At 72.7% G+C, this 22,853-nt stretch carries 19 protein-coding genes; 8 read left to right on the top strand and 11 right to left on the bottom strand.

Annotation, left to right across the window (positions count from 1 at the left end):
- Nucleotides 1-41 precede the first annotated feature (41 nt).
- The 4 genes from scy (at nucleotide 42) to C4U44_RS06365 (ending at nucleotide 6,755) form a co-directional block, all read left to right on the top strand.
- Nucleotides 42-3,632, top strand: a complete 3,591-nt coding sequence (gene scy / locus C4U44_RS06380; protein WP_407642787.1) for a polarized growth protein Scy — start codon at nucleotides 42-44, stop codon at nucleotides 3,630-3,632.
- A gap of 105 nt (nucleotides 3,633-3,737) precedes the next feature.
- Nucleotides 3,738-4,676 carry a coiled-coil domain-containing protein gene (locus tag C4U44_RS06375; RefSeq protein ID WP_103884609.1) on the top strand — a complete coding sequence of 313 codons (939 nt, stop codon included), beginning with the start codon at nucleotides 3,738-3,740 and terminating at the stop codon, nucleotides 4,674-4,676.
- 101 nt (nucleotides 4,677-4,777) lie between these two features.
- Nucleotides 4,778-5,980, top strand: coding sequence for an ABC transporter ATP-binding protein (locus tag C4U44_RS06370; protein ID WP_407642786.1), 1,203 nt, complete (start codon nucleotides 4,778-4,780; stop codon nucleotides 5,978-5,980).
- 1 nt (nucleotide 5,981) lies between these two features.
- Nucleotides 5,982-6,755 (top strand): ABC transporter permease, encoded by a 774-nt coding sequence (locus C4U44_RS06365; protein ID WP_103884608.1) that lies wholly within the window; start codon nucleotides 5,982-5,984, stop codon nucleotides 6,753-6,755.
- 103 nt (nucleotides 6,756-6,858) lie between these two features.
- On the opposite strand, the gene C4U44_RS06360 is transcribed toward C4U44_RS06365, so the two are convergent.
- Together C4U44_RS06360 and C4U44_RS06355 are read right to left on the bottom strand one after the other, a co-directional pair.
- Nucleotides 6,859-7,170, bottom strand: a complete 312-nt coding sequence (locus C4U44_RS06360; protein ID WP_103884607.1) for an ATP/GTP-binding protein — start codon at nucleotides 7,168-7,170, stop codon at nucleotides 6,859-6,861.
- A 175-nt stretch (nucleotides 7,171-7,345) separates the two neighbouring features.
- Entirely contained in the window at nucleotides 7,346-8,395 is a 1,050-nt protein-coding gene (locus C4U44_RS06355) for an aldo/keto reductase (protein WP_103884606.1), read from the bottom strand.
- Nucleotides 8,396-8,581: 186 nt separating this feature from the next.
- Here C4U44_RS06355 and C4U44_RS06350 point away from each other — a divergent pair, with 186 nt between their 5' ends.
- Together C4U44_RS06350 and C4U44_RS06345 are read left to right on the top strand one after the other, a co-directional pair.
- Entirely contained in the window at nucleotides 8,582-9,133 is a 552-nt protein-coding gene (locus C4U44_RS06350) for a TetR/AcrR family transcriptional regulator (protein WP_103884605.1), read from the top strand.
- A 176-nt stretch (nucleotides 9,134-9,309) separates the two neighbouring features.
- Nucleotides 9,310-10,335: an LLM class flavin-dependent oxidoreductase gene (locus C4U44_RS06345; RefSeq protein WP_103884604.1), complete on the top strand. Its 1,026-nt coding sequence runs from the start codon at nucleotides 9,310-9,312 to the stop codon at nucleotides 10,333-10,335.
- Nucleotides 10,336-10,451: 116 nt separating this feature from the next.
- Here the strand turns inward: C4U44_RS06345 and C4U44_RS06340 are convergent, their stop codons facing one another.
- Complete coding sequence (locus C4U44_RS06340; RefSeq protein WP_103884603.1) at nucleotides 10,452-10,844, bottom strand: SCO5389 family protein; 393 nt, start codon at nucleotides 10,842-10,844, stop codon at nucleotides 10,452-10,454.
- 227 nt (nucleotides 10,845-11,071) lie between these two features.
- Here C4U44_RS06340 and nucS point away from each other — a divergent pair, with 227 nt between their 5' ends.
- Entirely contained in the window at nucleotides 11,072-11,734 is a 663-nt protein-coding gene (gene nucS, locus C4U44_RS06335) for an endonuclease NucS (RefSeq protein WP_103884602.1), read from the top strand.
- Between the two features lie 380 nt (nucleotides 11,735-12,114).
- On the opposite strand, the gene C4U44_RS43195 is transcribed toward nucS, so the two are convergent.
- The 3 genes from C4U44_RS43195 to C4U44_RS06320 all read right to left on the bottom strand — a co-directional run bounded on the left by C4U44_RS43195 (nucleotide 12,115) and on the right by C4U44_RS06320 (nucleotide 16,957).
- Entirely contained in the window at nucleotides 12,115-15,396 is a 3,282-nt protein-coding gene (locus C4U44_RS43195) for an AAA family ATPase (RefSeq protein WP_103884601.1), read from the bottom strand.
- A 220-nt stretch (nucleotides 15,397-15,616) separates the two neighbouring features.
- Entirely contained in the window at nucleotides 15,617-15,916 is a 300-nt protein-coding gene (locus C4U44_RS06325; protein WP_103884600.1) for an STAS domain-containing protein, read from the bottom strand.
- Nucleotides 15,917-16,108: 192 nt separating this feature from the next.
- A complete protein-coding gene (locus tag C4U44_RS06320) occupies nucleotides 16,109-16,957 on the bottom strand; it encodes a 3-hydroxyacyl-CoA dehydrogenase family protein (protein ID WP_103884599.1) in 849 nt (282 codons plus the stop codon).
- Between the two features lie 159 nt (nucleotides 16,958-17,116).
- On the opposite strand from C4U44_RS06320, the gene C4U44_RS06315 reads away from it, so the two are divergent.
- Complete coding sequence (locus C4U44_RS06315; protein ID WP_103884598.1) at nucleotides 17,117-17,689, top strand: cob(I)yrinic acid a,c-diamide adenosyltransferase; 573 nt, start codon at nucleotides 17,117-17,119, stop codon at nucleotides 17,687-17,689.
- 48 nt (nucleotides 17,690-17,737) lie between these two features.
- On the opposite strand, the gene C4U44_RS06310 is transcribed toward C4U44_RS06315, so the two are convergent.
- The 5 genes from C4U44_RS06310 to atpA all read right to left on the bottom strand — a co-directional run bounded on the left by C4U44_RS06310 (nucleotide 17,738) and on the right by atpA (nucleotide 22,821).
- Nucleotides 17,738-18,190 (bottom strand): DUF2550 domain-containing protein, encoded by a 453-nt coding sequence (locus C4U44_RS06310; protein WP_103884781.1) that lies wholly within the window; start codon nucleotides 18,188-18,190, stop codon nucleotides 17,738-17,740.
- 125 nt (nucleotides 18,191-18,315) lie between these two features.
- The gene (locus C4U44_RS06305; RefSeq protein ID WP_200823150.1) at nucleotides 18,316-18,690 is read right to left on the bottom strand and encodes a F0F1 ATP synthase subunit epsilon; all 375 of its coding nucleotides are present in this window, start codon (nucleotides 18,688-18,690) and stop codon (nucleotides 18,316-18,318) included.
- Nucleotides 18,691-18,843: 153 nt separating this feature from the next.
- Nucleotides 18,844-20,298 (bottom strand): F0F1 ATP synthase subunit beta, encoded by a 1,455-nt coding sequence (gene atpD, locus C4U44_RS06300; protein WP_103884596.1) that lies wholly within the window; start codon nucleotides 20,296-20,298, stop codon nucleotides 18,844-18,846.
- A gap of 5 nt (nucleotides 20,299-20,303) precedes the next feature.
- Entirely contained in the window at nucleotides 20,304-21,245 is a 942-nt protein-coding gene (locus C4U44_RS06295) for a F0F1 ATP synthase subunit gamma (RefSeq protein ID WP_103884595.1), read from the bottom strand.
- Between the two features lie 4 nt (nucleotides 21,246-21,249).
- Complete coding sequence (gene atpA / locus C4U44_RS06290) at nucleotides 21,250-22,821, bottom strand: F0F1 ATP synthase subunit alpha (protein WP_103884594.1); 1,572 nt, start codon at nucleotides 22,819-22,821, stop codon at nucleotides 21,250-21,252.
- Nucleotides 22,822-22,853 lie beyond the last annotated feature (32 nt).

Here is a 22,853-nt window from a genome sequence, read left to right as displayed (position 1 = left end):
TCTCTCAAACCGAGTTACGGAGAATCTCACCCGGTTGGCGGGTGAGTACGCCAGGAGACCGATGGGACCGCGGAGTGCGGGGCAACGACAGCTACCGGGCTGACGACCAGCTCTCTCGACTCGAAGCCGAGATGGACCGGCTGCGTACCGAGCGCGGCAAGGCGGTCGATCACGCCGACGACCTCGGCTACCAGGTCGAGGTGCTGCGCGCCAAGCTGCACGAGGCGCGCCGCAATCTCGCCACCCGTCCCGCCTACGACAACATCGGCCACCAGGCCGACCAGCTCCTGCGCAACGCCCAGATCCAGGCCGACCAGCTCCGCGCCGACGCCGAGCGGGAGCTGCGCGAGGCCCGCGCCCAGACCCAGCGGCTGCTCCAGGAGCAGGCCGAGCACCAGGCCAGGTTCGAGTCGGACTGGCACGCCGAGGCGATCGCCCGCCGCCGCCAGCTCGACGAGGAGCTGGCCGAGCGCCGGGCCAACGTCGAGACCCACGTCAACGAGAACGTGGCCTGGGCCGAGCAGCTGCGCGCCCGCAGCGAGTCGCAGGCCCGGCGGCTGCTGGAGGAGACCCGCACCGAGTCCGAGGCGGCGCTGGCCTCCGCCCGGGCGGAGGCGTCCCGGGTCGCCGAGCAGACCGGCCAGCGGCTGACCTCGGAGGCCGAGGCGGCCCGCACCGAGGCCGAGCAGCTGCTGCGCCGGGCCCGTGCCGACGCCGAGCGGCTGCTGACCGCCGCCTCCACGCAGGCCACCGAGGCCACCGCCGAGGCCGAGCAGCTGCGTACCTCCACCCGCACCGAGTCCGACGAGGCGCGCACCCGCGCCACCGAGCTGTCCCGGCTGGCCGACGAGCGGGCCAGGGCCGCCGAGGAGTCGCTGCGGCAGGCCCGTGCCGAGGCCGAGCGGCTGCGCGAGGAGGCCGCGGCGGGTGCCGCGAAGCGCCTGGCGGCCACCGAGACCGAGAACGAGCAGCGCACCAAGACCGCCCGCGCCGAGATCGCCCGCATGGTCGGCGAGGCCACCAAGGAGGCCGAGGCGGCCAAGGCGGAGGCCGAGCAGACCGTCGCCGACGCCCGCGCCGAGGCCGAGCGGATCAGGACCGAGGCGCAGGAGACCGCCCGCGCCAAGGCCACCGAGGACGCGGCGGCGCAGCTCGCGCAGGCCGCCAGGTCGGCCGAGGAGATCCTGACCAAGGCGTCCGAGGACGCCCGGTCCAGCACCAAGGCCGCCGCCGACGAGGCCGAGCGGATCCGGCACGAGGCCGACGCCGAGGCCGAGCGGCTGCGGGCCGAGGCGGAGGCGTCCGCGCAGGAGCTGCGCGGCGCCGCCCAGGACGACACCGAGGAGTACCGCGCCCGGACCGTCGAGCTCCAGGAGGAGGCCCGGCGGCTGCGCGGCGAGGCCGAGCAGCTGCGGGCCGACGCCGTCGCCGAGGGCGAGCGGATCCGCGGCGAGGCGCGGCGCGAGGCCGTCCAGCAGATCGAGGAGGCCGCGCACCGGGCCGAGGAGCTGCTGGCCAAGGCGAAGGCCGACGGCGACGAGGTCCGCCAGGGCGCGGGCGCCGAGGCCGAGCGGATGCGGACCGAGTCCGTGGAGCGGGCCTCCGCGCTGAACACCAAGGCCGAGGAGGCGCTGCGGCAGGCCCGCGCGGAGGCCGACGAGCTGCACGCGGAGGCCGAGCGGCAGACCGAGGCGGCCAAGGAGGCGGCCGAGCAGACCGTCGAGCAGGCGCGGACGGAGGCCGGCGAGGTCGCCGCCAGGATGCGCGACGAGGCCGAGGCGGAACTGGTCCGGCTGCGCGAGGAGGCCGAGGCGCGGGTCGCCGGCGCCGAGCAGGCGCTGCGCGAGGCCACCGCCGAGGCGGACCGGATCCGCGCCGAGGCCGGCGAGGAGTCCGAGCGGCTGCGCACCGAGACCGCCGAGCGGATCCGCACTCTCCAGGAGCAGGCCGAGGCCGAGGCGGTACGGCTGCGCGACGAGGCGGCCTCCGACGCGGCGCAGAGCCGCGCGGAGGGCGAGTCCGTCGCGGTGCGCCTGCAGGCCGAGGCAGCCGCGGACGCCGAGCAGCGCCGCACGGAGGCGCAGGAGACCGCCGACCGGCTGCGCGCGGAGGCCGCGGCCGCCGCCGAGCGGATCGGGGTGGAGGCCGCCGAGGCGCTGGGCGCCGCCCAGGAGGAGGCGACCCGCCGCCGCCGGGAGGCCGAGGAGGTGCTGGGCGCGGCCCGCACCGAGGCCGAGCAGGAGCGCACCCAGGCCCGCCGGGAGAGCGAGGAGCTGCTGGCGGCCGCCCGCAAGCGGGTGGAGGACGCCGGCGCCGAGGCGGAGCGGCTGGTCGCCGAGGCCGAGCAGCGGGCCGCGGAGATGGTGGGCGGCGCCGAGACGACCGCGCAGCAGGTGCGCGACTCGGTCGCCGGGCTGCGCCAGGAGGCCGAGGAGGAGATCACCGGCCTGCGGTCGGCCGCCGAGCACGCCGCCCAGCGGATGCGCGCCGAGGCGCAGGGCGAGGCGGACCGGCTGCACGCCGACGCCAACTCCGAGCGGGAGCGGGCCGGTGAGGACGCCTCCAGGATCCGCCGGGAGGCGGCCGAGGAGTCCGAGGCCGCCCGCGCGTTGGCCGACCGTACGGTCAGCGAGGCGATCGAGGAGTCCGACCGGCTGCGGACCGGGGCGCGCGAGGACGCGAACCGGATGCGCACCGACGCGGCGAACCAGGCCGACCAGTTGGTGGGCAAGGCCCGCGAGGAGGCCGAACGCCTGGGCGCGCAGGCCCGGGAGGCCCTCGGGGACGCCGAGCGCACCGCCGAGGAGTCGCGCGCGCAGGCGCAGCGCATCCTGGACGAGGCGCGCGAGGCGGCGAACAAGCGGCGCAGCGAAGCCGCCGAGCAGGCCGACGAGTTGATGGGCAAGGCGCAGGCGGAGGCGGTCGCGACGCAGGCCGCGGCCGAGCAGCAGGCCGACGCGATGGTGGGCGCGGCCCGGTCCGAGGCGAACCGGATCGTCGCCGAGGCGACCAACGATTCCCACACGATGGTGGAACGCGCCCGCACCGACGCCGATACGCTGCTGGTCGAGGCGCGCAGCGACGCCACCAGTACCAGGAACCGCACCGCGGAACTGCGCCGCCGGGTGGAGTCCGAGGTGGAGGAACTCCACGAGCGGGCCCGCAAGGAGGCCGCCGAGGCGATGAAGGTGGTCGGCGAGCGGGTCGACAAGCTGGTGGCCGCCGCGACCGAGCAGTTGGGGGAGGCCGAGGCGAAGGCCGCCGAGATCAAGAGCACCGCGACGTCGGAGGCGAGCAAGGTACGGATCGCCGCCGTGAAGAAGGTCGAGGGCCTGCTCAAGGAGGCCGAGCAGAAGAAGTCCGAGGCGGAGCGCGAGGCCGAGCGGGTCAAGGGGGAGGCACGGGCCGAGGCGGAGCGCATCGTCGCCGAGGGCAGAAGGGAGTTGGACGTCCTGGTGCGCCGCAGAGAGGACATCAACGCGGAGATCTCGCGCGTGCAGGACGTGTTGGAGGCGCTGGAGTCGTTCGAGGCCCCGGGCAGCGGGTCCGGCAAGAGCGCCGTGGCTGCCGGTGCGGGCGCACCAGCCACCCGGACGAGCGGCAAGCGGTCCGACGAGGCTCCACTCGATTGAGCGGACATTCTCCATACCGAATACGCAATGGCTCGGTGACACGCCGCCGTGCCCCCTAGGATTCCCCCTATCACCTCACCGGTCTGAATCATCGACAGGAACCCCATGAGCGACACTTCCTCCCCCTTCGGCTTCGAGCTCGTGCGTCGCGGATACGACCGCGGTCAGGTGGACGACCGCATCACCAAGCTCGTCGCCGACCGTGACAGCGCCCTGACCCGGATCACCGCGCTGGAGAAGCGCATCGAGGAGTTGCACCTCGAAACCCAGAACGCACAGGCCCAGGTCACCGACTCCGAGCCGTCGTACGCCGGTCTCGGTGCCCGGGTGGAGAAGATCCTCCGCCTCGCCGAGGAGGAGGCGAAGGACCTTCGCGAGGAGGCGCGCCGCGCGGCCGAGCAGCACCGCGAGCTGGCCGAGTCGGCCGCCGCACAGGTTCGCAGCGATGCCGAGTCCTACGCCTCCGACCGGAAGGCGAAGTCGGAGGACGAGGGCGCGCGGATCGTCGACAAGGCGAAGGGCGACGCGACGCAGCTGCGCGCCGACGCCCAGAAGGACGCCTCGGCCAAGCGTGAGGAGGCCGACGCGCTGTTCGAGGAGACCCGCGCCAAGGCCGCCCAGGCCGCTGCGGACTTCGAGACCAACCTCGCCAAGCGGCGCGAGCAGTCCGAGCGTGACCTGGCGTCCCGTCAGGCGAAGGCGGAGAAGCGGCTGGCGGAGATCGAGCACCGTGCGGAGCAGCTGCGCCTGGAGGCGGAGAAGCTGCGCACGGACGCCGAGCGCCGTGCCCGCCAGACCGTGGAGACCGCGCAGCGGCAGTCCGAGGACATCGTCGCGGACGCGAACGCCAAGGCCGACCGGATCCGCAGCGAGTCCGAGCGCGAGCTGGCGGCGCTCACCAACCGTCGCGACAGCATCAACGCACAGCTCACCAACGTGCGCGAGATGCTGGCCACGCTGACGGGTGCGGCCGTCGCCGCGGCGGGTTCCCCTGCCGACGACGAGCCGGTCTCGCGTGGCGTTCCGGCCCAGCAGTCCCGCTGACCACCGGTTTCACCCCGGGCGGCACCGCCGACGGCAGCTTTTTCCACAACCCCCGTCCCTCCTCGGGCGGGGGTTGTGCCGTCTGAAGTAGCCTCGGGCCCATGATTGAGTTGCAGGGGCTCACCAAGCGGTACGGGGACAAGACCGCAGTCGACCATCTGACCTTCACCGTGCGCCCCGGCGTGGTGACGGGCTTCCTCGGGCCGAACGGCGCGGGCAAGTCCACGACGATGCGGATGCTGCTGGGTCTGGACAACCCGACCAGCGGCGATGTCCGGATCGACGGCAAGCACTACGCGCAGCTCAGCGAGCCATTGAAGTACATCGGCGCGCTGCTGGACGCCAAGGCGATCCACGGCGGCCGCACCGCGTACAACCACCTGCTGTGCATGGCACAGTCCAACCGCATCCCCCGGCACCGGGTGGACGAGGTGCTGGAGACGGTGGGTCTGAGCGCGGTCGCCAAGAAGCGCTCCAAGGGCTTCTCCCTCGGCATGGGCCAGCGCCTGGGCATCGCGGGGGCGCTGCTCGGCGACCCGGAGATCCTGATGTTCGACGAGCCGGTCAACGGCCTCGACCCCGAGGGCATCCACTGGATCAGGAACCTGATGAAGGGCCTGGCCGCCCAGGGCCGGACCGTCTTCGTCTCCAGCCACCTGATGAGCGAGATGGCGCTGACCGCCGACCACCTGATCGTGATCGGCCGCGGCCGGCTGATGGCGGACACCTCGATGTCGGACTTCATCGAGAAGAACTCGCGGTCCTTCGTCCGGCTGCGCACCCCGCAGCAGGAGCGGTTCAAGGACGTGATGAGCCGCGCCGGCCACACCGTGGTGGAGACCGGCGACGGCGCGTTCGAGATCGCCGACAGCGACGCGGCCGCGCTCGGCGAACTCGCGGCACAGCATCAGCTGGTGCTGCACGAACTCAGCCCGCAGCGGGCGTCGTTGGAGGAAGCGTTCATGCAGCTCACCGCCGAGTCGGTGGAGTATCACGCGGGCGGCCAGATGGGCTCCGCGCCGGCCGGCGGGCCCGGGGCCCCCGTGCCGGCGGGAATGGGCGCGCCCGGGGCTCCCGCGGCGCCCTCCCCGTACGGAGCGTCGCCGTACGGCCCGTCGCCCTACACGCCCGGCCAGGGCGCACCGCAGGGTCAGCCGGGCTGGCAGGGGCAGGGCGCGCAGGGCTGGCCGCAGCAGCCGGGCCAGGGCGGCCAGGCGGGTGCTCCGCCCGCACCGCCCGCACCGCCCGCCGGCCAGGAGTGGGGCGCGCAGTGGCGCGACAACAGCAAGAAGAAGGGGCGCTGACATGGCCGCGACCTCTGCCGTCCTCCAGTCGGAGTGGACGAAGATCCGCTCGGTGCGCTCCACCGTGTGGACCCTCGCGCTGGCCTTCCTGGTCACTCTCGCGCTCGGCGCGATCATCTGCGCGGTCTTCAACAGCCAGTGGAGTTCGATGTCGGACTCCGACAAGGCGACCTTCGACCCGACCAACACCAGCTTCTTCGGCATGACGCTCGGCCAGCTCGCGCTGATCGTCTTCGGCGTGCTGGTGATCTCCAGCGAGTACAGCACCGGCATGATCCGCACCTCGCTGGCGGCGGTGCCGCAGCGCGGCCACTTCTATGCCTCGAAGGTCCTGGTCGCCGGGCTGCTGGCGCTGGTCGTCGGCATGGTGACCAGCTTCCTGACCTTCTTCCTCGGACAGGCGCTGCTCGGCTCGCACCACGCGTCGATCGGCGACCCCGGGGTGTTCCGCGCGGTGTTCGGCGCCGGGCTGTACATGACGCTCATCGTGCTGTTCTGCGTGGGCACCGCGGCGATGCTGCGCAGCCCGATGCTGGGCCTGGGCATCCTGATGCCGTTCTTCTTCCTGGTCTCGCCGATCCTCACCGCGGTGCCGAAGGTCAAGTCGGTGGCCCGCTACTTCCCCGACCAGGCCGGACAGAAGATCATGCAGGTGGTGCCGGACTCCGACAGCCACACGTCGTACGGCCCCTGGGGCGGCATCGGCATCATGGCGATCTGGGTGGCCGTCGTGCTCATCGGCGGCTACGCGGTGCTCAAGCGCCGCGACGCCTGAGCGGCGGCCCGCCGGGAGCCCGAGCGGCCCGGGGGCCAGGATGAGCCCACCGCGGGATCACTCGAACGAGTGAATTCTTCGGCGGGCGGGACCACCATTCGTGTCAGTACCGCGGTGCGTTACGGGACCGCTGCACCTTGCTGGTGCGGCGGTCCCTCGCGTTCCAGCAGGCGCGGTGCCAGTGCCGGCGGTCGTCCGCGCCGTCGTACTCCCGCCAGGCGACCACGTGGCCGACGCCGGGCGGGATCTCCTGGTCGCAGCCCGGGCAGCGGTAGTGCTTCGCGGAGGCGGCGCCGGCGATCGGCCGCACCACCCAGTCCTCGCCCTGCCATTCCTCGGTGCGACCGCTGCCGAAGCCCGACTCCCGCTCCTGCGCGGGTGCCGGCTTGTACGGGCGGTTACGTCGCGGCGACACGGACACCTCGCGCTCTGCCCGGCCGGAACCCGGGCTGCACTGGTTCGACAGCGGACCGGCCCGAGCCGCCGGGGCCGAACCGTCCCTCCAGATTACGCGCCCGCCCCCGCGGCACGGGACCCCGCGCGGAGCCCGCCGGCACCCTGCCGGGCCCGCCCGAAGTGCCCGCGCGCGGTCAGACGTTGGCGTAGCCGGGGATCGCGGCCTTGATGCGTTCCATCTCCGCGGGGTCGGAGACGCCCTGGAAGTCGTGACGGGGCGTGTAGGGGGCCTCCAGCCGCCGGGCCTCCTCGTCGCCGAGCTCCACGTCGAGGGAGGCCACGGCCTCGTCGATCTGCTGGATCGTCCGCGCGCCGACCAGGGGTGCGGCCACGACCGGGTTGCGGCGCAGCCAGGCCAGGGCGACCTGGGCGCGGGAAACGCCGCGGGCCTCGGCGACGGCGCCGACCTCGTCGATGATCCGGCGGTCGCTGTCGGCGTTGGCCTGGTAGAGCAGGTCGGCGTACCAGCCGTCGGTGGCCGCCCGGACGCCCGCGTTCGCCTGGTCGAAGGGGCGGGTGAGGCGGCCGCGGGCGAGCGGGCTCCAGATCATGGTCGCGATGCCCTCGTCGGCGCAGAGCGGAAGCATCTCGCGCTCCTCCTCGCGGGCGAGGAGGTTGTAGTGGTCCTGCATGGTGACGAAGCGGGCCCAGCCGTTGCGTTCCTGGAGGTGCAGCGCCTTGGCGAACTGCCAGGCGTGCATCGAGGACGCGCCGAGGTAGCGGGCCTTGCCGGCCCTCACCACGTCGTTGAGGGCCTCCAGGGTCTCCTCCAGCGGGGTCCCCGTGTCGAAGCGGTGGATCATGTAGACGTCGACGTAGTCGGTGCCGAGCCGGCGCAGGCTGGCGTCGATCTCGGTCATGATCGCCTTGCGGGACAGCCCGCCGCCGTTGGGCCGGCCCGGGCGCATGTCGTTGCGGACCTTGGTGGTGATGACCACGTCGTCGCGGTCGGCGAAGTCCTTCAGGGCCCGCCCGAGGATCTCCTCGCTGGAGCCGTAGGAGTACAGGTTGGCGGTGTCGAAGAAGTTGATTCCCGCGTCGAGGGCGTGCTTGATCAGGGGGCGGCTGGCCTCCTCGTCCAACGACCAGACCGGGTGGCCGCGGTCCGGGGTGCCGTAGGTCATGGCGCCGATGGCGATCGGGGACACGTCCAGGCCGGTGCGGCCCAGCTTGATGTACCGCATGCGGAAGCTCCCATGCTCGTATGATGGTCAGGGAACGGAGAGGTCTCCGGTTCGCTTTCGACGTTAACGGAGAGCTCTCCGGTTGGCAAACCCGAGCCACCAACCGACGCCACCGCCCGCACCACCGCTGAACACCGCCGCCGAACACCGCCGCCGAACACCGTCACCGACAATCCGGAGGAGCCCATGGCCGGCACCGCACCGCACCGCTCCGACGCGCTCAAGAACCGGGAGGCGATCCTCCAGGTCGCGCACGACGCCCTCGCCGAAGCCCCCGACGCGTCCCTCAATTCGATCGCCAAGCGTGCGGGCGTCGGCGCCGGGACCCTCTACCGGCACTTCCCGACCCGCGAGGCGCTGATCCTGGAGGTCTACCGCAACGACATCGGCCACCTGGTCGCCTCCGTGGCCGACCATCTCGCCGCCCATCCCCCGCTGGACGCGCTGCGGCACTGGTTCACCGACCTCACCGGCTACGTGCGCATCAAGCACGACCTCGGCGAGGCGCTGCACTCGGCCGCCGCGCAGGAGGTCATCAGCGAGTCGTGGCCCCCCGTCACCGCTGCTGTCCAGCAGCTCCTCGACGCCTGCGAGGAGGCCGGCGAGATCCGTCCGGGCATCGATCCTGTCGACGTCATCATGCTGCTGAGCTGCCTGTGGCGTACTCCGGCCACCCCGGCGGGCGCCACCCAGGCCCAGCGCCTGCTGGACCTCGCGATCCAGGGTTTCCGCCCCTGATCCGCCCGGCGACCCCGGGACGCCGGCGGCGCGCAGTCCGCGGCGCCACGCTCCCCACCGACCCCTCGCGTGCCACCGGCGCACTCCCCGCCGGCTGCCGAAAATCATGAAAACCACGGAAGAACCCGTGCCTTTGGCACGTGCCAGCCGTTGGACGGGGAAAGAGGGAGCACGTGATGCGCATTGGGACCTTCGTCCTCGCGGCCCAGTTCCCCGGTCAGGGCCAGGGCGAGGCGCTGAACCGGGCGATATCCACGGCCGGCGCGGTGGAAGCGGCGGGACTGGACTCGGTGTGGCTGGCCGAACACCACTTCGTCCCCTACGGAGTCTGCCCGTCGGCCGTCACGCTGGCCGGGCTCATGCTGGGCCGCACCTCGCGGATCGGCGTCGGCACCGCGGTGAGCGTGCTGCCCACCGCCCATCCGGTGGCGCTCGGCGAGCAGGCCGCCCTGCTGCATCTCGCCTCCGGCGGCCGGTTCACGCTCGGCGTGGGACGCGGCGGACCATGGGTGGACCTGGAGGTCTTCGGCGCGGGCATCGACGCGTTCGAGCGCGGCTTCCCCGAATCGCTGGACCTGCTGCTGCGGTGGCTGCGGGAGCCCGCGGTGGAGGCACGCGGCGCGCGGTACTCGTTCCGCGAGGTCGCGGTGGTGCCGCGGCCGGACGAGCTGGACGGGCGGCCGGGCCCGCCGGTGGTCGTGGCCTGCACCTCGCCCTCGACCGTGGCGGAGGCGGCCCGGCGCTGCCTGCCCATGTTGCTGGGCATGCACTGCGGCGACGAGGACAAGGCCGACATGGTTGCGATGTGGCGGCGGGCCGCGCTCGCCGCCGGGCACCCGCGCGACGCGGTCGAGACGGCCGGCCATGTCTCCGCCGGGGTGATCCAGGTGGCCGACACCCGCACCGACGCGGTGGAGACGCTGGCGAAGGCCATGCCCGGCTGGCTCCAGCAGGGACTGTCCGCCCACCGCACCTACGACGGCCGGCCGCGCACCATGCGCGACCCGCGCCAGTACACCGAACTCCTCTGCGACCTGCACCCGGTGGGGCCGCCGCAGCTGTGCGCCGACCGGCTGGCGGCCACCGCCGCCCGTACCGGGATCACCCGGTTCGCACTGCTCGCCGAGGGCTCCGGTGACCTCGACGCCACCCTGGAGAACGTGGCCCGGCTCGGCGCGGAGGTGCTTCCGGAACTGGCCTGATCCGGTGTCGGGACCCGGCAGCGGCGGCACGCCATCTTGCGCGGGCCGCCGTCTTCGGGCCCGCCGGGCCGCGGCGAGCGGGTCGGCCCGCTCGACCGCAGGCCGGCGGCCTGACGTCAGCAGTCCCGCAACTCCGGCGACTGGTTGAGGATCTGGGACCGCAACGAGGTGAACTCGTCGTAGCTGCGCTCCACCGCCGGGTCCCACGGGAACACCGCGACCCGGTGGCAGTTCTGGAAGGCGAGCCGCACTCCGAAGTGCCGTTGCAGCGCGCCGCGGATCGCGTCGCTGGCCAGCGCGCGCAGCAGCTGGCCGCGCTCCTTCTCACTCGGTGGCGGTACCTGGTTGTCGGCGAACTCCCCTCCGTCGACCTTCAGTTGGGCCACCAGCGAGCTGATCATCTCCCACGCGTAAGGAAGGGAGGTCCGGACGCAGTCGACGAACTCCTGCTCGTCGACCTCGCCTCGCTCGGCCTGTTCGAGAAGGGCCGGAGAGACGTCGAGCGACATGGGTACTCCTCTCGTGACCACGCGTCCTGCCGGACGGGGGTCTGCGGGCACCCCGCACGGCGACGAGCGCCGTGTGGGAGGACGTGTTGCCCGGAAGCCGCGCAACGTGCGGTATGTCGGCCCCGGCACGTCAACCGTAGGCGTCACCGGAGCGGCCGCACCAGGCGGCAGCGCCCACTACCGGCCAATTTTCCGGCCGGGGCCGGGGTCGGATAGCGTTGCGCACCATGCGCCTCGTGATCGCCCGCTGCTCCGTGGACTACGCCGGCCGGCTCTCCGCCCATCTTCCCTCCGCCACCCGGCTGCTGCTGATCAAGGCCGACGGCAGCCTCTCCGTGCACGCGGACGACCGTGCCTACAAGCCGCTCAACTGGATGTCGCCGCCCTGCACCCTCAAGGAGGGCGACGGCGACGTGTGGACGGTCACCAACAAGGCGGGCGAGCAGCTGATCATCTCGATAGAGGAGATCCTGCACGACTCCTCGCACGAGCTCGGGGTCGACCCGGGTCTCATCAAGGACGGCGTCGAAGCGCACTTGCAGGAGCTCCTCGCCGACCGGATGGAGGTCCTCGGCGCCGGGTGGACGTTGATCCGGCGGGAATACCCCACGCCGATCGGCCCGGTGGACATCCTCGGCCGCGACGGCAACGGGACGACAGTGGCGATCGAGATCAAGCGGCGCGGGGAGATCGACGGGGTGGAGCAGCTCACCCGGTACCTCGAACTCCTCAACCGCGACAGCCTGATTGCCCCCGTCAAGGGGGTGTTCGCGGCGCAGGAGATCAAGCCGCAGGCGCGGGTGCTGGCCACTGATCGCGGGATCGAGTGCGCGGTGCTGGATTATGACGCGTTGCGGGGGATCCAGGATGACAAGCTTCGCTTGTTCTAGCGGGGTGGGGCACCCGGGGGTCGGGTGCCCCTGACCCCCGGGTGGGGCGGTGCCCGCCGTACCCGGACCACCTGGTCGTGGAGGTTCTCGCGCAGTTCCCCCCCTCGGGCCCGGCGGCCCTGGGAGGTGTCCCCACCCGCCCCTGACGGGGCGCCCCTCGTCCGTGCCGGACCTCGCCGGGCTGACCCGCCTGGAGGCTCTCGCGCAGTTCCCCCCCTCGGGCCCGGCGGCCCTGGGAGGTGCCCCCACCCGCCCCTGAACCGCACGGGGTGGCCGGTGCCCGCCATGCCCAGACCGCCCGGCCGTGGAGGTTCTCGCGCAGTTCCCCCCCTCGGGCCCGGCGGCCCTGAGGGGCGACCGTCGTACGTCTTGGGCGGTGGTCAGGGAGTAGCCGGGCTGATGACGGGGGAGCTGGCTGTCTCCGTGTCCGACGAGCTGGGCGGGATGGTGGTCGGAGGGGGCGTCGTCGGAGGCGGCGTGGTGGGCGGCGGCGTGGTCGGGGGCGGGGTGGTGGGGGTTTTGGTGGGGGGCTTCGTCGTGGGGTGGCTGCCGCCTCCGCCGTGGTGGCCGCCGGAGGAGGTGGAGGGGGTGGTCGGCGGGGTGGTGGCCGTGCCGCCGGCGGTGGTCGCGGTGGTGCCGGAGGTGGACGGCGTGGCTGTGGTGGTCGCCGTCGTGGAGGGGGAGGTGGAGGAGGGCTTCGCCGAGGGGGAACTCGTCGTGCCGTCCTCGGACGGGGGCGCCGTGGTGTCCGGCGGGTCCTGCTGGACGGACTCGATCGGCTTGACCTGGTTGTCCGGGGTGTCGTTGCTGCCCGAGGTGGCCCCGAGGGTGACGATCGTGCCGACCACGGCGGCGATGAGGACGCCGGTGCCCGCGGCGACGAGGTTGCGGCGGGAGCCGACGACGGCCAGCCGGCGGGCGCTGGGCGCGGAGTGGGCGGGCGCGGGGGCCGGGAGGGGTACGGGCGCCCTGCTGATGAGGACCGTCTCGGGTTCGGGCAGTGCGAGCGGCCCGGGCAGCGCGAGCGGCTCCTCGGCCAGGGCCGCGGGTATGTCCGGGACTTCGGGACCTTCGAGGTCGGCGACGAGCGCGAGGGTCCGGCGGCCCACGACCGTGCCCTGGCGGTCGGCGAGCGCGGCGCGCAGCGCTATCGACGCCTCGAGGTCGGCGCGGGCCCGGTCCAGGTTGCCCGTGCACAGGGCGAGCACGCCGAGTTCGTGCAGGAAGTACGCCTCCTCGGCGACCTCCCCGGTCAGCCGGGCGGCCTCCTGGCCGATCCGCAGCGCCCGCTCCCACGCGCCCCAGTGCAGCGCCGCGGCGAACGCGGGCGCGACCGTACGGGCCAGCAGCACCGCCGCGCTGGCGTGCCCGCCGTCACGGCAGGCGGCCATCGCCGCGATGATCGCCTCGGACTCGGCGGTGGCGCGCTCCGGCGTGACCGAGGGGTGCCCGGTCCACCAGGCGTAGTGCAGCGCCGCGGTGTGCGCCTGGACGTCGGAGAGCTCACCGTCGACCGCGAGGCTCGGGGTGAGCTGCGCGACGACCCCGGCCGAGAGCCGGAAGTGCGCGGCGACCGGCACCGCGAGCCCGACGGACGTCAACTCGCCGAGGGCCGCGTCCCCGTGGGTGTCGCCGACCAGCGCGGGCAGGTGCGAGGGGTGCGGGCACTCGCCGTCGAGGGCGACCGCGAAGGCCAGCGCCTCCCGGGCGGCCTCGCTCAACCGGGAGGCGAGCAGTTCCGCGGGCGCGGCGCTCTCCCCGAGGGAGGGCAGCGGCGCCGTGGAGGTCCGGCGCCGGGACTCCGGCTGCTCGCCGCCGATCCCGCCGGCCGCACCCGGCGAACCCTTCTCCCACACCGAGTCGTCCCACCCGATGTCGGCCGCCTCGACCTCGCCGGCGGGCTCGGCCAGCGCGTCACGCTGCCGCAGCAGCGCGCCCGCCTGCACGAAGCGCAGCGGCAGCCCCTCGGACTCGAACCACAGGTCGGCCGCCCACGCGGCCTCGTCCTCGGCCAGGGGCCGCCCGGCGGCGAAGTGGAGCAGGTCCAGGCTGGCGACGCGGGTGAGGCCGGCGAGGAAGACCTCCTCGACCATGGAGTCGGCGGCGGGCGCGGGCACGTCCGGCGTCGCCGACATCAGGAAGGCGCATTCGGGGACCACGGAGAGCAGTTCCTCGAGCGCGGCGCCGCCGAACTCCAGGTCGTCCACCACAACCACGGCGCCGATCTCGCCCAGCAGTCCCGGCAGTTCGGCGCGGGAGGGGCGGTAGCCGTCACCGGCGTAGACGACGGTGTAGAGGTCCTGGAGGACGTCTGCGGCGGTGCGGTGGTAGCCGGACAGCCACAGCACCCCGTAGGGCGCCATGTCGCCGCAGGCGTTGGCCACGGACTCCAGCAGGGCGGTACGTCCGGCCCCGGACGGGCCGGTGACGCGTATGGAGCGACCGCGGGCCAGCAGCCGTATCAGCCGCTCCCGCTCCTCCTCGCGCTCCAGCAGCGGGAGTTCGGGGCCGGGCGGCCCCGGCGGCGGGGTGGGCCGGGCGGCGCCGGTCCGCGCGGCGCGTTCCTCCCCGGTGCGGCGCACCGGCACCCGCAGTTCCTCGGGCGGGCACACGGAGACCTCGGTGCCGTCGATGTGATTGACCGTCAGCAGGTAGCCGTCGGTCACCACCCGCTCGACCTTCGCGCTGGAGCCGCTGCCGCTGCCCACCTCCGGGGCGAGCGGGTCGCGCGCGGGACGGCTGATCCGGGGTACGGGCGCGGTGGCGTCGAACAGCGAGGGGGTACTGGAGGGCCGCAGTTCGGGCAGCCGGTCGTTCCCGCCGACCGCCCCGGCGGCGAACGCGTCGAAGCTGCCGCCCTGCGAGGCCCCTCCCCCGCTGCCCCCGATGCCGCCCACACTCCCCCGGCCGCCGGAGCCACCCGCACCGCTCGCCGTGCCGAAGGCGTCGAACGCGTCGAAGCCGCCGCTCGACGCGCCGCCGCTCAGGTCGCGGTCCGCGGGGGCCAGCCCGCCCGGGCCGCTGACGTCGACAGCCGGGGCATCGCCCGAACCGCCGCCGGACCCGCCCCCGAAGCCGTCGTCGAACCCGCCGTACACGGCGACGTCGCCCGCGCTCCCGCCGAACGGCACGAGGTCCGCGGCCGGGGCCGGGTCGGCCGGCGTGAAGGGGTCGACGTCCTCGCCGAGCGACGGCTCGGCCCCGTCCGCGCCGGAGCCCGCCTCCGCGCCGCCCTCGCCCGCGTCCGTCGCCTCGTCCGTCTCCTCGTCCGCGGCGCTCCCGTCGCTGCCCTGCGGGCTCCCGCCGGTCCCGAACGCGTCGAAGCTGTCCGCGCCCCTGAGCCGGGCCACGGCGCCCGCGCCGGCCGCGAGCCCGAGCCCGTCCTCGTCGCCGGCTGCGGGGTCCTGGAAGACCGCGGGCCCGGGGAAAGCGTCCTGCGCGGACGGCTCCTGGGAGTGCCGGTCGCCGCGACCGGGTGCGCCGGCCGCGAAGGCGTCGAAGGCGCCGGCCGGGCGCTGGGCCGACGAGCTGCCGGAGACGGCGCCGAACGGCGACACCCCGGAGCCGGGCAGACCCGTGCCCGTGCGCTCCTCGCCGCTACGGCTCTCGCCGTCGCGACCGTCCTCGCCCTCGACGGAGTCGAACCGCTCGGTGTGATCCATGTCGTACGCCCCCAAGGTGCGTCACTGGTTGGGGGCCGACACGGGCCGCCACGGGTCCGCGCTCACGGACCGCCGCCCGATGTCCCCTCCTGCGGCGTACGCGGTGGCACGCCTCCCGGCCATCGATGCGCAAACTCTAAAGGTTCGCAGACCATCCATGAAGTGCCGGGGTGCCTCACCGGACGTGAGCCGTCCCATACGTGCGGGTGGCTGCCACGGATTACGTTTCCGCCTCGATCGCGAGGATTCGGTGCAGCCGGGTGGCGATCAGCAGCCGCTGCATCTGCGGGGGCACGCCGCGCAGCACCAGCCGGCGGTTGGCGCGGCCGGCCCGCCGGTGCGCCCCCATGATCACGCCGAGCCCGGTCGCGTCCCACGAGTCGAGTTCGGTCAGGTCGAGCACCAGGTCGCCGTGACCGGAGTCGAGCGCGGTGTGCAGGGCCGTACGGGCGTCCGCAGCGCTGCGCACGTCGAGGCGCCCCCCGACGACCAGCTCGGCGTGGTCGCCCCTGATGTGCATAGTCACTCCCGGACGGTGCTGGCATGGACACGGTGCTCGTGGGACGCGGCGCCGGCGCGGACGCCGCCCTCACGGCGTCCCGGCCGGCACCCGTCGACCCGTCAGTCCTCACACAACTGACGGCCCGTCGTATACAGAAGTTGCCGCCTGTGAGCGAACCGATACCGAATTCACTCCTCCGAGTGACGTCGGTTAGTACGTGTAGAACCCCTGCCCGCTCTTGCGGCCCAGGTCACCCGCATCGACCATGCGCCGCATGATCTCCGGCGGGGCGAACTTCTCGTCCTGTGACTCGGTGTAGATGTTGCCGGTGGCGTGCAGCAGGATGTCCACGCCGGTGAGGTCGGTGGTGGCCAGCGGGCCCATCGCGTGGCCGAAGCCGAGCTTGCACGCGGTGTCGATGTCCTCGGCGGAGGCGACGCCCGACTCGTAGAGCTTCACCGCCTCCACGACGAGCGCGGAGATCAGCCGGGTGGTGACGAAGCCCGCGACATCGCGGTTGACGACGACACAGGTCTTGCCGGTGCTCTCCGCGAACTCCCGGGCCCGCGCCAACGTCTCGTCACTGGTCTTGTAGCCGCGGACCAGTTCGCACAGCTGCATCAGCGGCACCGGCGAGAAGAAGTGCGTGCCGACCACCCGCTCGGGCCGCTCGGTGACCGCGGCGATCTTCGTGATCGGGATCGCCGAGGTGTTCGAGGCGAGCACCGTGTCGTCGCCGACCAGCCGGTCGAGGGTGCGGAAGATCTCCTGCTTGACCTCGATCCGCTCGAAGACCGCCTCCACGACCAGGTCGGCGTCGGCGGCCGCGTCCAGGTCGGTGGTCGTGGTGATCCGGGCGAGCGCGGCCTCGGCGTCCTCGGCCGTCATCTTCCCCTTGGCCACGAACTTCTCGTAGGAGGCGGCGATTCCGCTCCGGCCGCGGGCCAGCGCCTCGTCGGTCACGTCCCGCAGCACCACCTCGTAGCCCGCCTGCGCGGACACCTGCGCGATGCCGGCGCCCATCAGTCCGGCTCCGACGACGGCGAGCTTCTTCGCCACGGCACACACCTCTCCGTTGGGGTATCTGGCCGGACCCTAACGCTCGTGTCGCACCGGGCGCAGCAGGATGTCGGCCGCGTCACCATGTGTCCTTGGTCGCACAGTTGGGGGCGCCGTGGCGGGAGGATGGCGGGCCGGACAGGCCCTACGCTCGTCGGCATGGTCAACCTCACCCGCATCTACACCCGTACCGGCGACGACGGCACGACGGCCCTGGGCGACATGAGCCGCACCGCCAAGACCGACCCGCGGATCGGCGCGTACGCCGACGCCAACGAGGCGAACGCGGTGCTCGGGGTGGCGCTCGCGCTCGGCGACCTGGCCGAGCCGGTGGCGGCCGTCGTACGCCGGGTCCAGAACGAACTCTTCGACGTGGGCGCGGATCTGGCCACCCCGGTCGTGCCGGACCCCGCATACCCGCCGTTGCGGGTGGACCAGCCCTACGTCGACCGGCTGGAGGGTGACTGCGACCGCTTCCTCGCCGACCTGGACAAGCTGCGCAGCTTCATCCTGCCCGGCGGCACCCCCGGCGCCGCGCTGCTGCACCAGGCCACCACGGTGGTCCGGCGCGCGGAGCGCTCGACGTGGGCGGCGCTGGCCGAGCACGGCGAGACGATGAACCCGCTCACCGCGACATACCTCAACCGGCTCTCGGACCTGCTCTTCATCCTCGCCCGCACGGCGAACGTGTCCCGCGGCGACATCCTGTGGGTCCCGGGCGGCGAGCGCTGAGCCGCGCCACGGCGCCCCGGGCCGGCCGCGCCACGACGACGCCTCGGACTACGCCACGTTGACGCGTTGGCCGGGCGGAGCCGCCTCCAGCCAGGCGAGGAAACCGGTCAGCGCGTCGTCGCTCATCGCCAGCTCCAGCCGGGTGCCGCGGTGGACGCAGGAGAGCACCACCGCGTCCGACAGCAGCGCGAGTTCCTCCGAACCCTGCGGCTCGCGGCGGCCGGTGACCTCGATCAGCGGGCGCTCCAGCACCCGGCGCGGCCGGATCGCGTAGGAGAAGACCCGGAACCACTCCACCCGGTCACCGCTGTAGCGGGCCACGCCGTAGACCCAGCCCTTGCCGCCGGCGGCCGGCTCGGCGTCGGCGGCGGGGGCCGGCCGCAGCGAGCAGTCGAAGGTGCCGCCGGGACGCTGGATGAGGCGGCGGCGCAGGCCGAAGAGGAAGAGACCGAGCAGCGCCGCCGCAAGGATCGCGCCGCCCACTTCGAAAGCGAGGATCACGTCCACCGACCTCCTCGCCTGGGAATGGTTGCCGCCCTTGCTGTGCCGGTGCCGCGGACCGTCCCTCCCGGGCGGTCCGCGGCACCGTGGTACTGCGGGTACTGCGTCCTGCGGTCAAACGTCGTTCAGTGTGCGCCCGACGCCGCGGCGAGCCGGACCTCCGCCCGCCGCTCGGCGCCGCTGTCGGCCTCGGTCTTGGAGCGCTGGAGCGCCCGCTCGGCCCGGTCGACGTCGATCTCGTCGGCGAGTTCGGCGATCTCCGCCAGGATGGACAGCTTGTTGTCCGCGAAGGAGATGAAGCCGCCGTGCACCGCGGCGATCACCGTGCCGCCGTCACTGGTCCGGATGGTGATCGGACCGGACTGGAGCACCCCGAGCAGCGGCTCGTGGTTGGCCATGATGCCGATGTCACCCGACTTGGTACGGGCGACGACCAGGTTGGCCTCGCCGGACCAGACGTTGCGGTCCGCGGCGACCAGCTCGACGTGAAGATCGGCCAAGACGGCTCCTCGGGTTGGCACCCACCGCCTGCGGAGGATGCATAGGACACAGAATAAGGGGTGCGACCGGAAGGCTGGTCCGAGGACCCCCGGCGGGATCCACCGGACCGCCCGCCGGTCGCGTGGGCCTGACGGCCCGGGTGGTGCGTGGGATCAGCTGACGCCCAGCTTCTTGGCGTTGGCCTTGAGGTCGTCCAGGCCACCGCACATGAAGAACGCCTGCTCCGGGAAGTGGTCGAACTCACCGTCGGCGATCGCGTTGAACGCCGTGATCGACTCGTCCAGCGACACGTCCGAGCCGTCGACACCGGTGAACTGCTTCGCCGCGTGGGTGTTCTGCGACAGGAAGCGCTCGATCCGGCGGGCGCGGTAGACGGTGAGCTTGTCCTCCTCACCGAGCTCGTCGATACCGAGGATGGAGATGATGTCCTGGAGGTCCTTGTACTTCTGCAGGATCCCCTTGACCCGCGAGGCGGTGTCGTAGTGCTCCTGCGAGATGTACCGCGGGTCCAGGATCCGCGAGGTGGAGTCCAGCGGGTCCACCGCGGGGTAGATGCCCTTCTCCGAGATCGGCCGCGAGAGCACGGTCGTCGCGTCGAGGTGGGCGAAGGTAGTCGCCGGGGCCGGGTCGGTCAGGTCGTCCGCGGGGACGTAGATCGCCTGCATCGAGGTGATCGAGTGACCACGGGTCGAGGTGATCCGCTCCTGGAGCTGGCCCATCTCGTCCGCCAGGTTCGGCTGGTAGCCCACCGCGGAGGGCATCCGGCCGAGCAGCGTGGAGACCTCGGAACCGGCCTGGGTGAACCGGAAGATGTTGTCGATGAAGAACAGCACGTCCTGGCCCTGCACATCGCGGAAGTACTCCGCCATGGTCAGGCCGGCCAGCGCGACCCGCAGCCGGGTGCCCGGCGGCTCGTCCATCTGACCGAAGACCAGCGCGGTCTGCGGCAGCACGCCGGACTCCGCCATCTCCGCGATGAGGTCGTTGCCCTCACGGGTGCGCTCGCCGACGCCGGCGAACACGGAAACGCCCTCGTGCAGCTTCGCCACACGCATGATCATTTCCTGGATGAGCACGGTCTTGCCGACGCCCGCGCCGCCGAACAGGCCGATCTTGCCGCCCTTGACGTACGGGGTGAGCAGGTCGACGACCTTCAGGCCGGTCTCGAACATCTCGGTCTTCGACTCGAGGTCGTCGAACTTCGGCGCCTTGCGGTGGATCGCCCAGCGCTCGGTGACCTCGGACTCGGCCTCCGGCTCGTTGAGGATCGCGCCGAGGGTGTTGAAGACGCGGCCCTTCGTGACGTCGCCGACCGGCACGGTGATGCCGTCGCCGGTGTCGGTCACCGGGGCCTGGCGGACCAGGCCGTCGGTGGGCTGCATGGAGATGGCGCGGACCAGGCCGTCGCCGAGGTGCTGCGCGACCTCCAGGGTCAGCGTCTTGGTGGCGCCGTCCGCGGCCGGGTCGGCGACCTCGACGTGGAGGGCGTTGTAGATCTCCGGCATGGCGTCGACGGGGAACTCCACGTCGACGACCGGGCCGATGATCCGGGCTACGCGGCCGGCGGCCACGCCGGCCGAGGGTGCCGTTTCAGCAGTGGTGGTCATAGTGGTCAGTCACTCCCCGCGCTCGCGTCGGCGAGGGCGCTGGCGCCACCGACGATCTCGCTGATTTCCTGGGTGATGTCGGCCTGTCGGGCCGCGTTGGCAAGCCGCGTGAGCGACTTGATGAGGTCTTCCGCGTTGTCCGTGGCGGACTTCATCGCCCGGCGGCGGGCCGCGTGCTCGGAAGCGGCGGCCTGCAGCAGGGCGTTGTAGATCCGGCTCTCGACGTACCGCGGCAGCAGCGCGTCGAGCACGCCTTCCGCGGACGGCTCGAACTCGAACAGCGGCAGTGCCTCGGTCTTGGCCGGAGCGGCCGCCTCACCGGCGCCTTCGCCGTCGACGGAACCGTCCCGGGTGAGCGAGAGCGGCAGCAGCCGGCGGTCGACCGGGTTCTGCGTCATCATCGACACGAACTCCGTGAAGACGATGTGCAGCTCGTCCACGCCGCCGTCGGCGGTGTCCGCCAGCACCGACTCGATCATCGGTGCCGCGGCGGCCTTGGCGTCGGCGTAGCTCGGGCTGTCGGAGAAACCGGTCCAGGACTGGGCGACCTTGCGCTCACGGAACGCGTAGTACGCCACCGCCTTGCGGCCGATCAGGTAGGAGTCGACCTCCTTGCCCTCCGCGCGCAGCCGCTCGGTGAGCCGGTCGGCCGCCTTGATCGCGTTGGAGGAGTACCCGCCGGCCAGGCCGCGGTCGCTGGTCACGACCAGCACCGCGGCGCGGCTCGGGTGCTCCGCCTCGGTGGTCAGCGGGTGCTTGGTGTGCGAGCCGGTCGCGACCGCGGTCACCGCGCGGGTCAGCTCGTCCGCGTACGGGGACGATGCCGTCACCTGGCGCTGGGCCTTGATGATCCGCGAGGCCGCGATCATCTCCATCGCCTTGGTGATCTTCTTGGTGGCGGTGACGGACCTGATCCGGCGCTTGTAGACCCGAATCTGTGCGCCCATGCGATCAGCCCTCGACCAGCAGCGCGCCCGAGGACGTCTCGAACTGCTTCTTGAAGGCGGCCACCGCGTCGGTCAGCGCGTCCACGGTCTCGTCCGGCAGCTGGCCGGTCTCGACGATCGCGGTGAGCATCGACTTGTGCTCGCGGTGCAGGTAGTCCAGCAGCTCGCGCTCGAACCGGTGGATGTCCTCGACCGGTACGTCGTCGAGCTTGCCGGTGGTGCCGGCCCAGATCGACACGACCTGGTCCTCGATCGGGAACGGTGCGTACTGGCCCTGCTTGACCAGCTCCATCATCCGCTGACCACGCTCGAGCTGCGCCTTGGAGGCCGCGTCGAGGTCGGAACCGAAGGCGGCGAACGCCTCCAGCTCGCGGTACTGGGCCAGGTCGAGCTTGAGCCGGCCGGCGACCTTGCGCATCGCCCTGATCTGCGCGGAGCCGCCGACCCGGGAGACCGAGATACCGACGTTCAGCGCGGGCCGCTGGCCGGCGTTGAACAGGTCGGACTCCAGGAAGCACTGGCCGTCGGTGATCGAGATCACGTTGGTCGGGATGAACGCCGACACGTCGTTGGCCTTGGTCTCCACGATCGGCAGGCCGGTCATGGAGCCCGCGCCCAGGTCGTCGGAGAGCTTCGCGCAACGCTCCAGCAGGCGGGAGTGCAGGTAGAAGACGTCGCCCGGGTAGGCCTCGCGGCCCGGCGGACGGCGCAGCAGCAGGGAGACCGCGCGGTAGGCGTCGGCCTGCTTCGACAGGTCGTCGAAGATGATCAGTACGTGCTTGCCCTGGTACATCCAGTGCTGGCCGATGGCCGAGCCGGTGTACGGGGCGAGGTACTTGAAGCCGGCCGGGTCGGACGCCGGGGCGGCGACGATCGTGGTGTACTCCAGTGCACCGGCCTCCTCCAGCGCGGCGCGCACGCCCGCGATGGTGGAGCCCTTCTGGCCGATCGCCACGTAGATGCAGCGGACCTGCTTCTTCGGGTCGCCGGAGCGCCAGTTGTCACGCTGGTTGATGATCGTGTCGATGGTCAGCGCGGTCTTGCCGGTCTGCCGGTCACCGATGATCAGCTGGCGCTGGCCGCGGCCGATCGGGGTCATCGCGTCGACGGCCTTCAGGCCGGTCTGCATGGGCTCGTGCACCGACTTGCGCTGCATGACGGTGGGCGCCTGGAGTTCGAGGGCACGCCGGCCCTCGGTCTCGATCTCGCCGAGGCCGTCGATCGGGTTGCCCAGCGGGTCGACGACCCGGCCGAGGTAGCCCTCACCGACCGCGACGGAGAGCACCTCGCCGGTGCGCTGCACCGGCTGGCCCTCCTCCACGCCGTCGAACTCGCCGAGGATGATCGCACCGATCTCGCGCTCCTCGAGGTTGAGGGCGAGGCCGAGGGTGCCGTCCTCGAACTTCAGCAACTCGTTCGCCATGGCCGAGGGCAGTCCCTCGACCTTCGCGATGCCGTCACCGGCAACGCTGACCGTGCCGACCTCCTCGCGCGAGGCGGCGTCCGGCTGGTACGACTGGACGAAAGTATCCAGCGCGTCCCGGATCTCCTCCGGCCGGATCGTGAGCTCCGCCATCTGGGTTCCCTGCTCTCCTTGTTGGGCCCTGT

It is taken from the genome of Actinacidiphila yanglinensis (assembly GCF_900107965.1).
GTDB lineage: Bacteria > Actinomycetota > Actinomycetes > Streptomycetales > Streptomycetaceae > Actinacidiphila > Actinacidiphila yanglinensis.
This window is presented reverse-complemented; position numbering and strand designations above follow the sequence as displayed.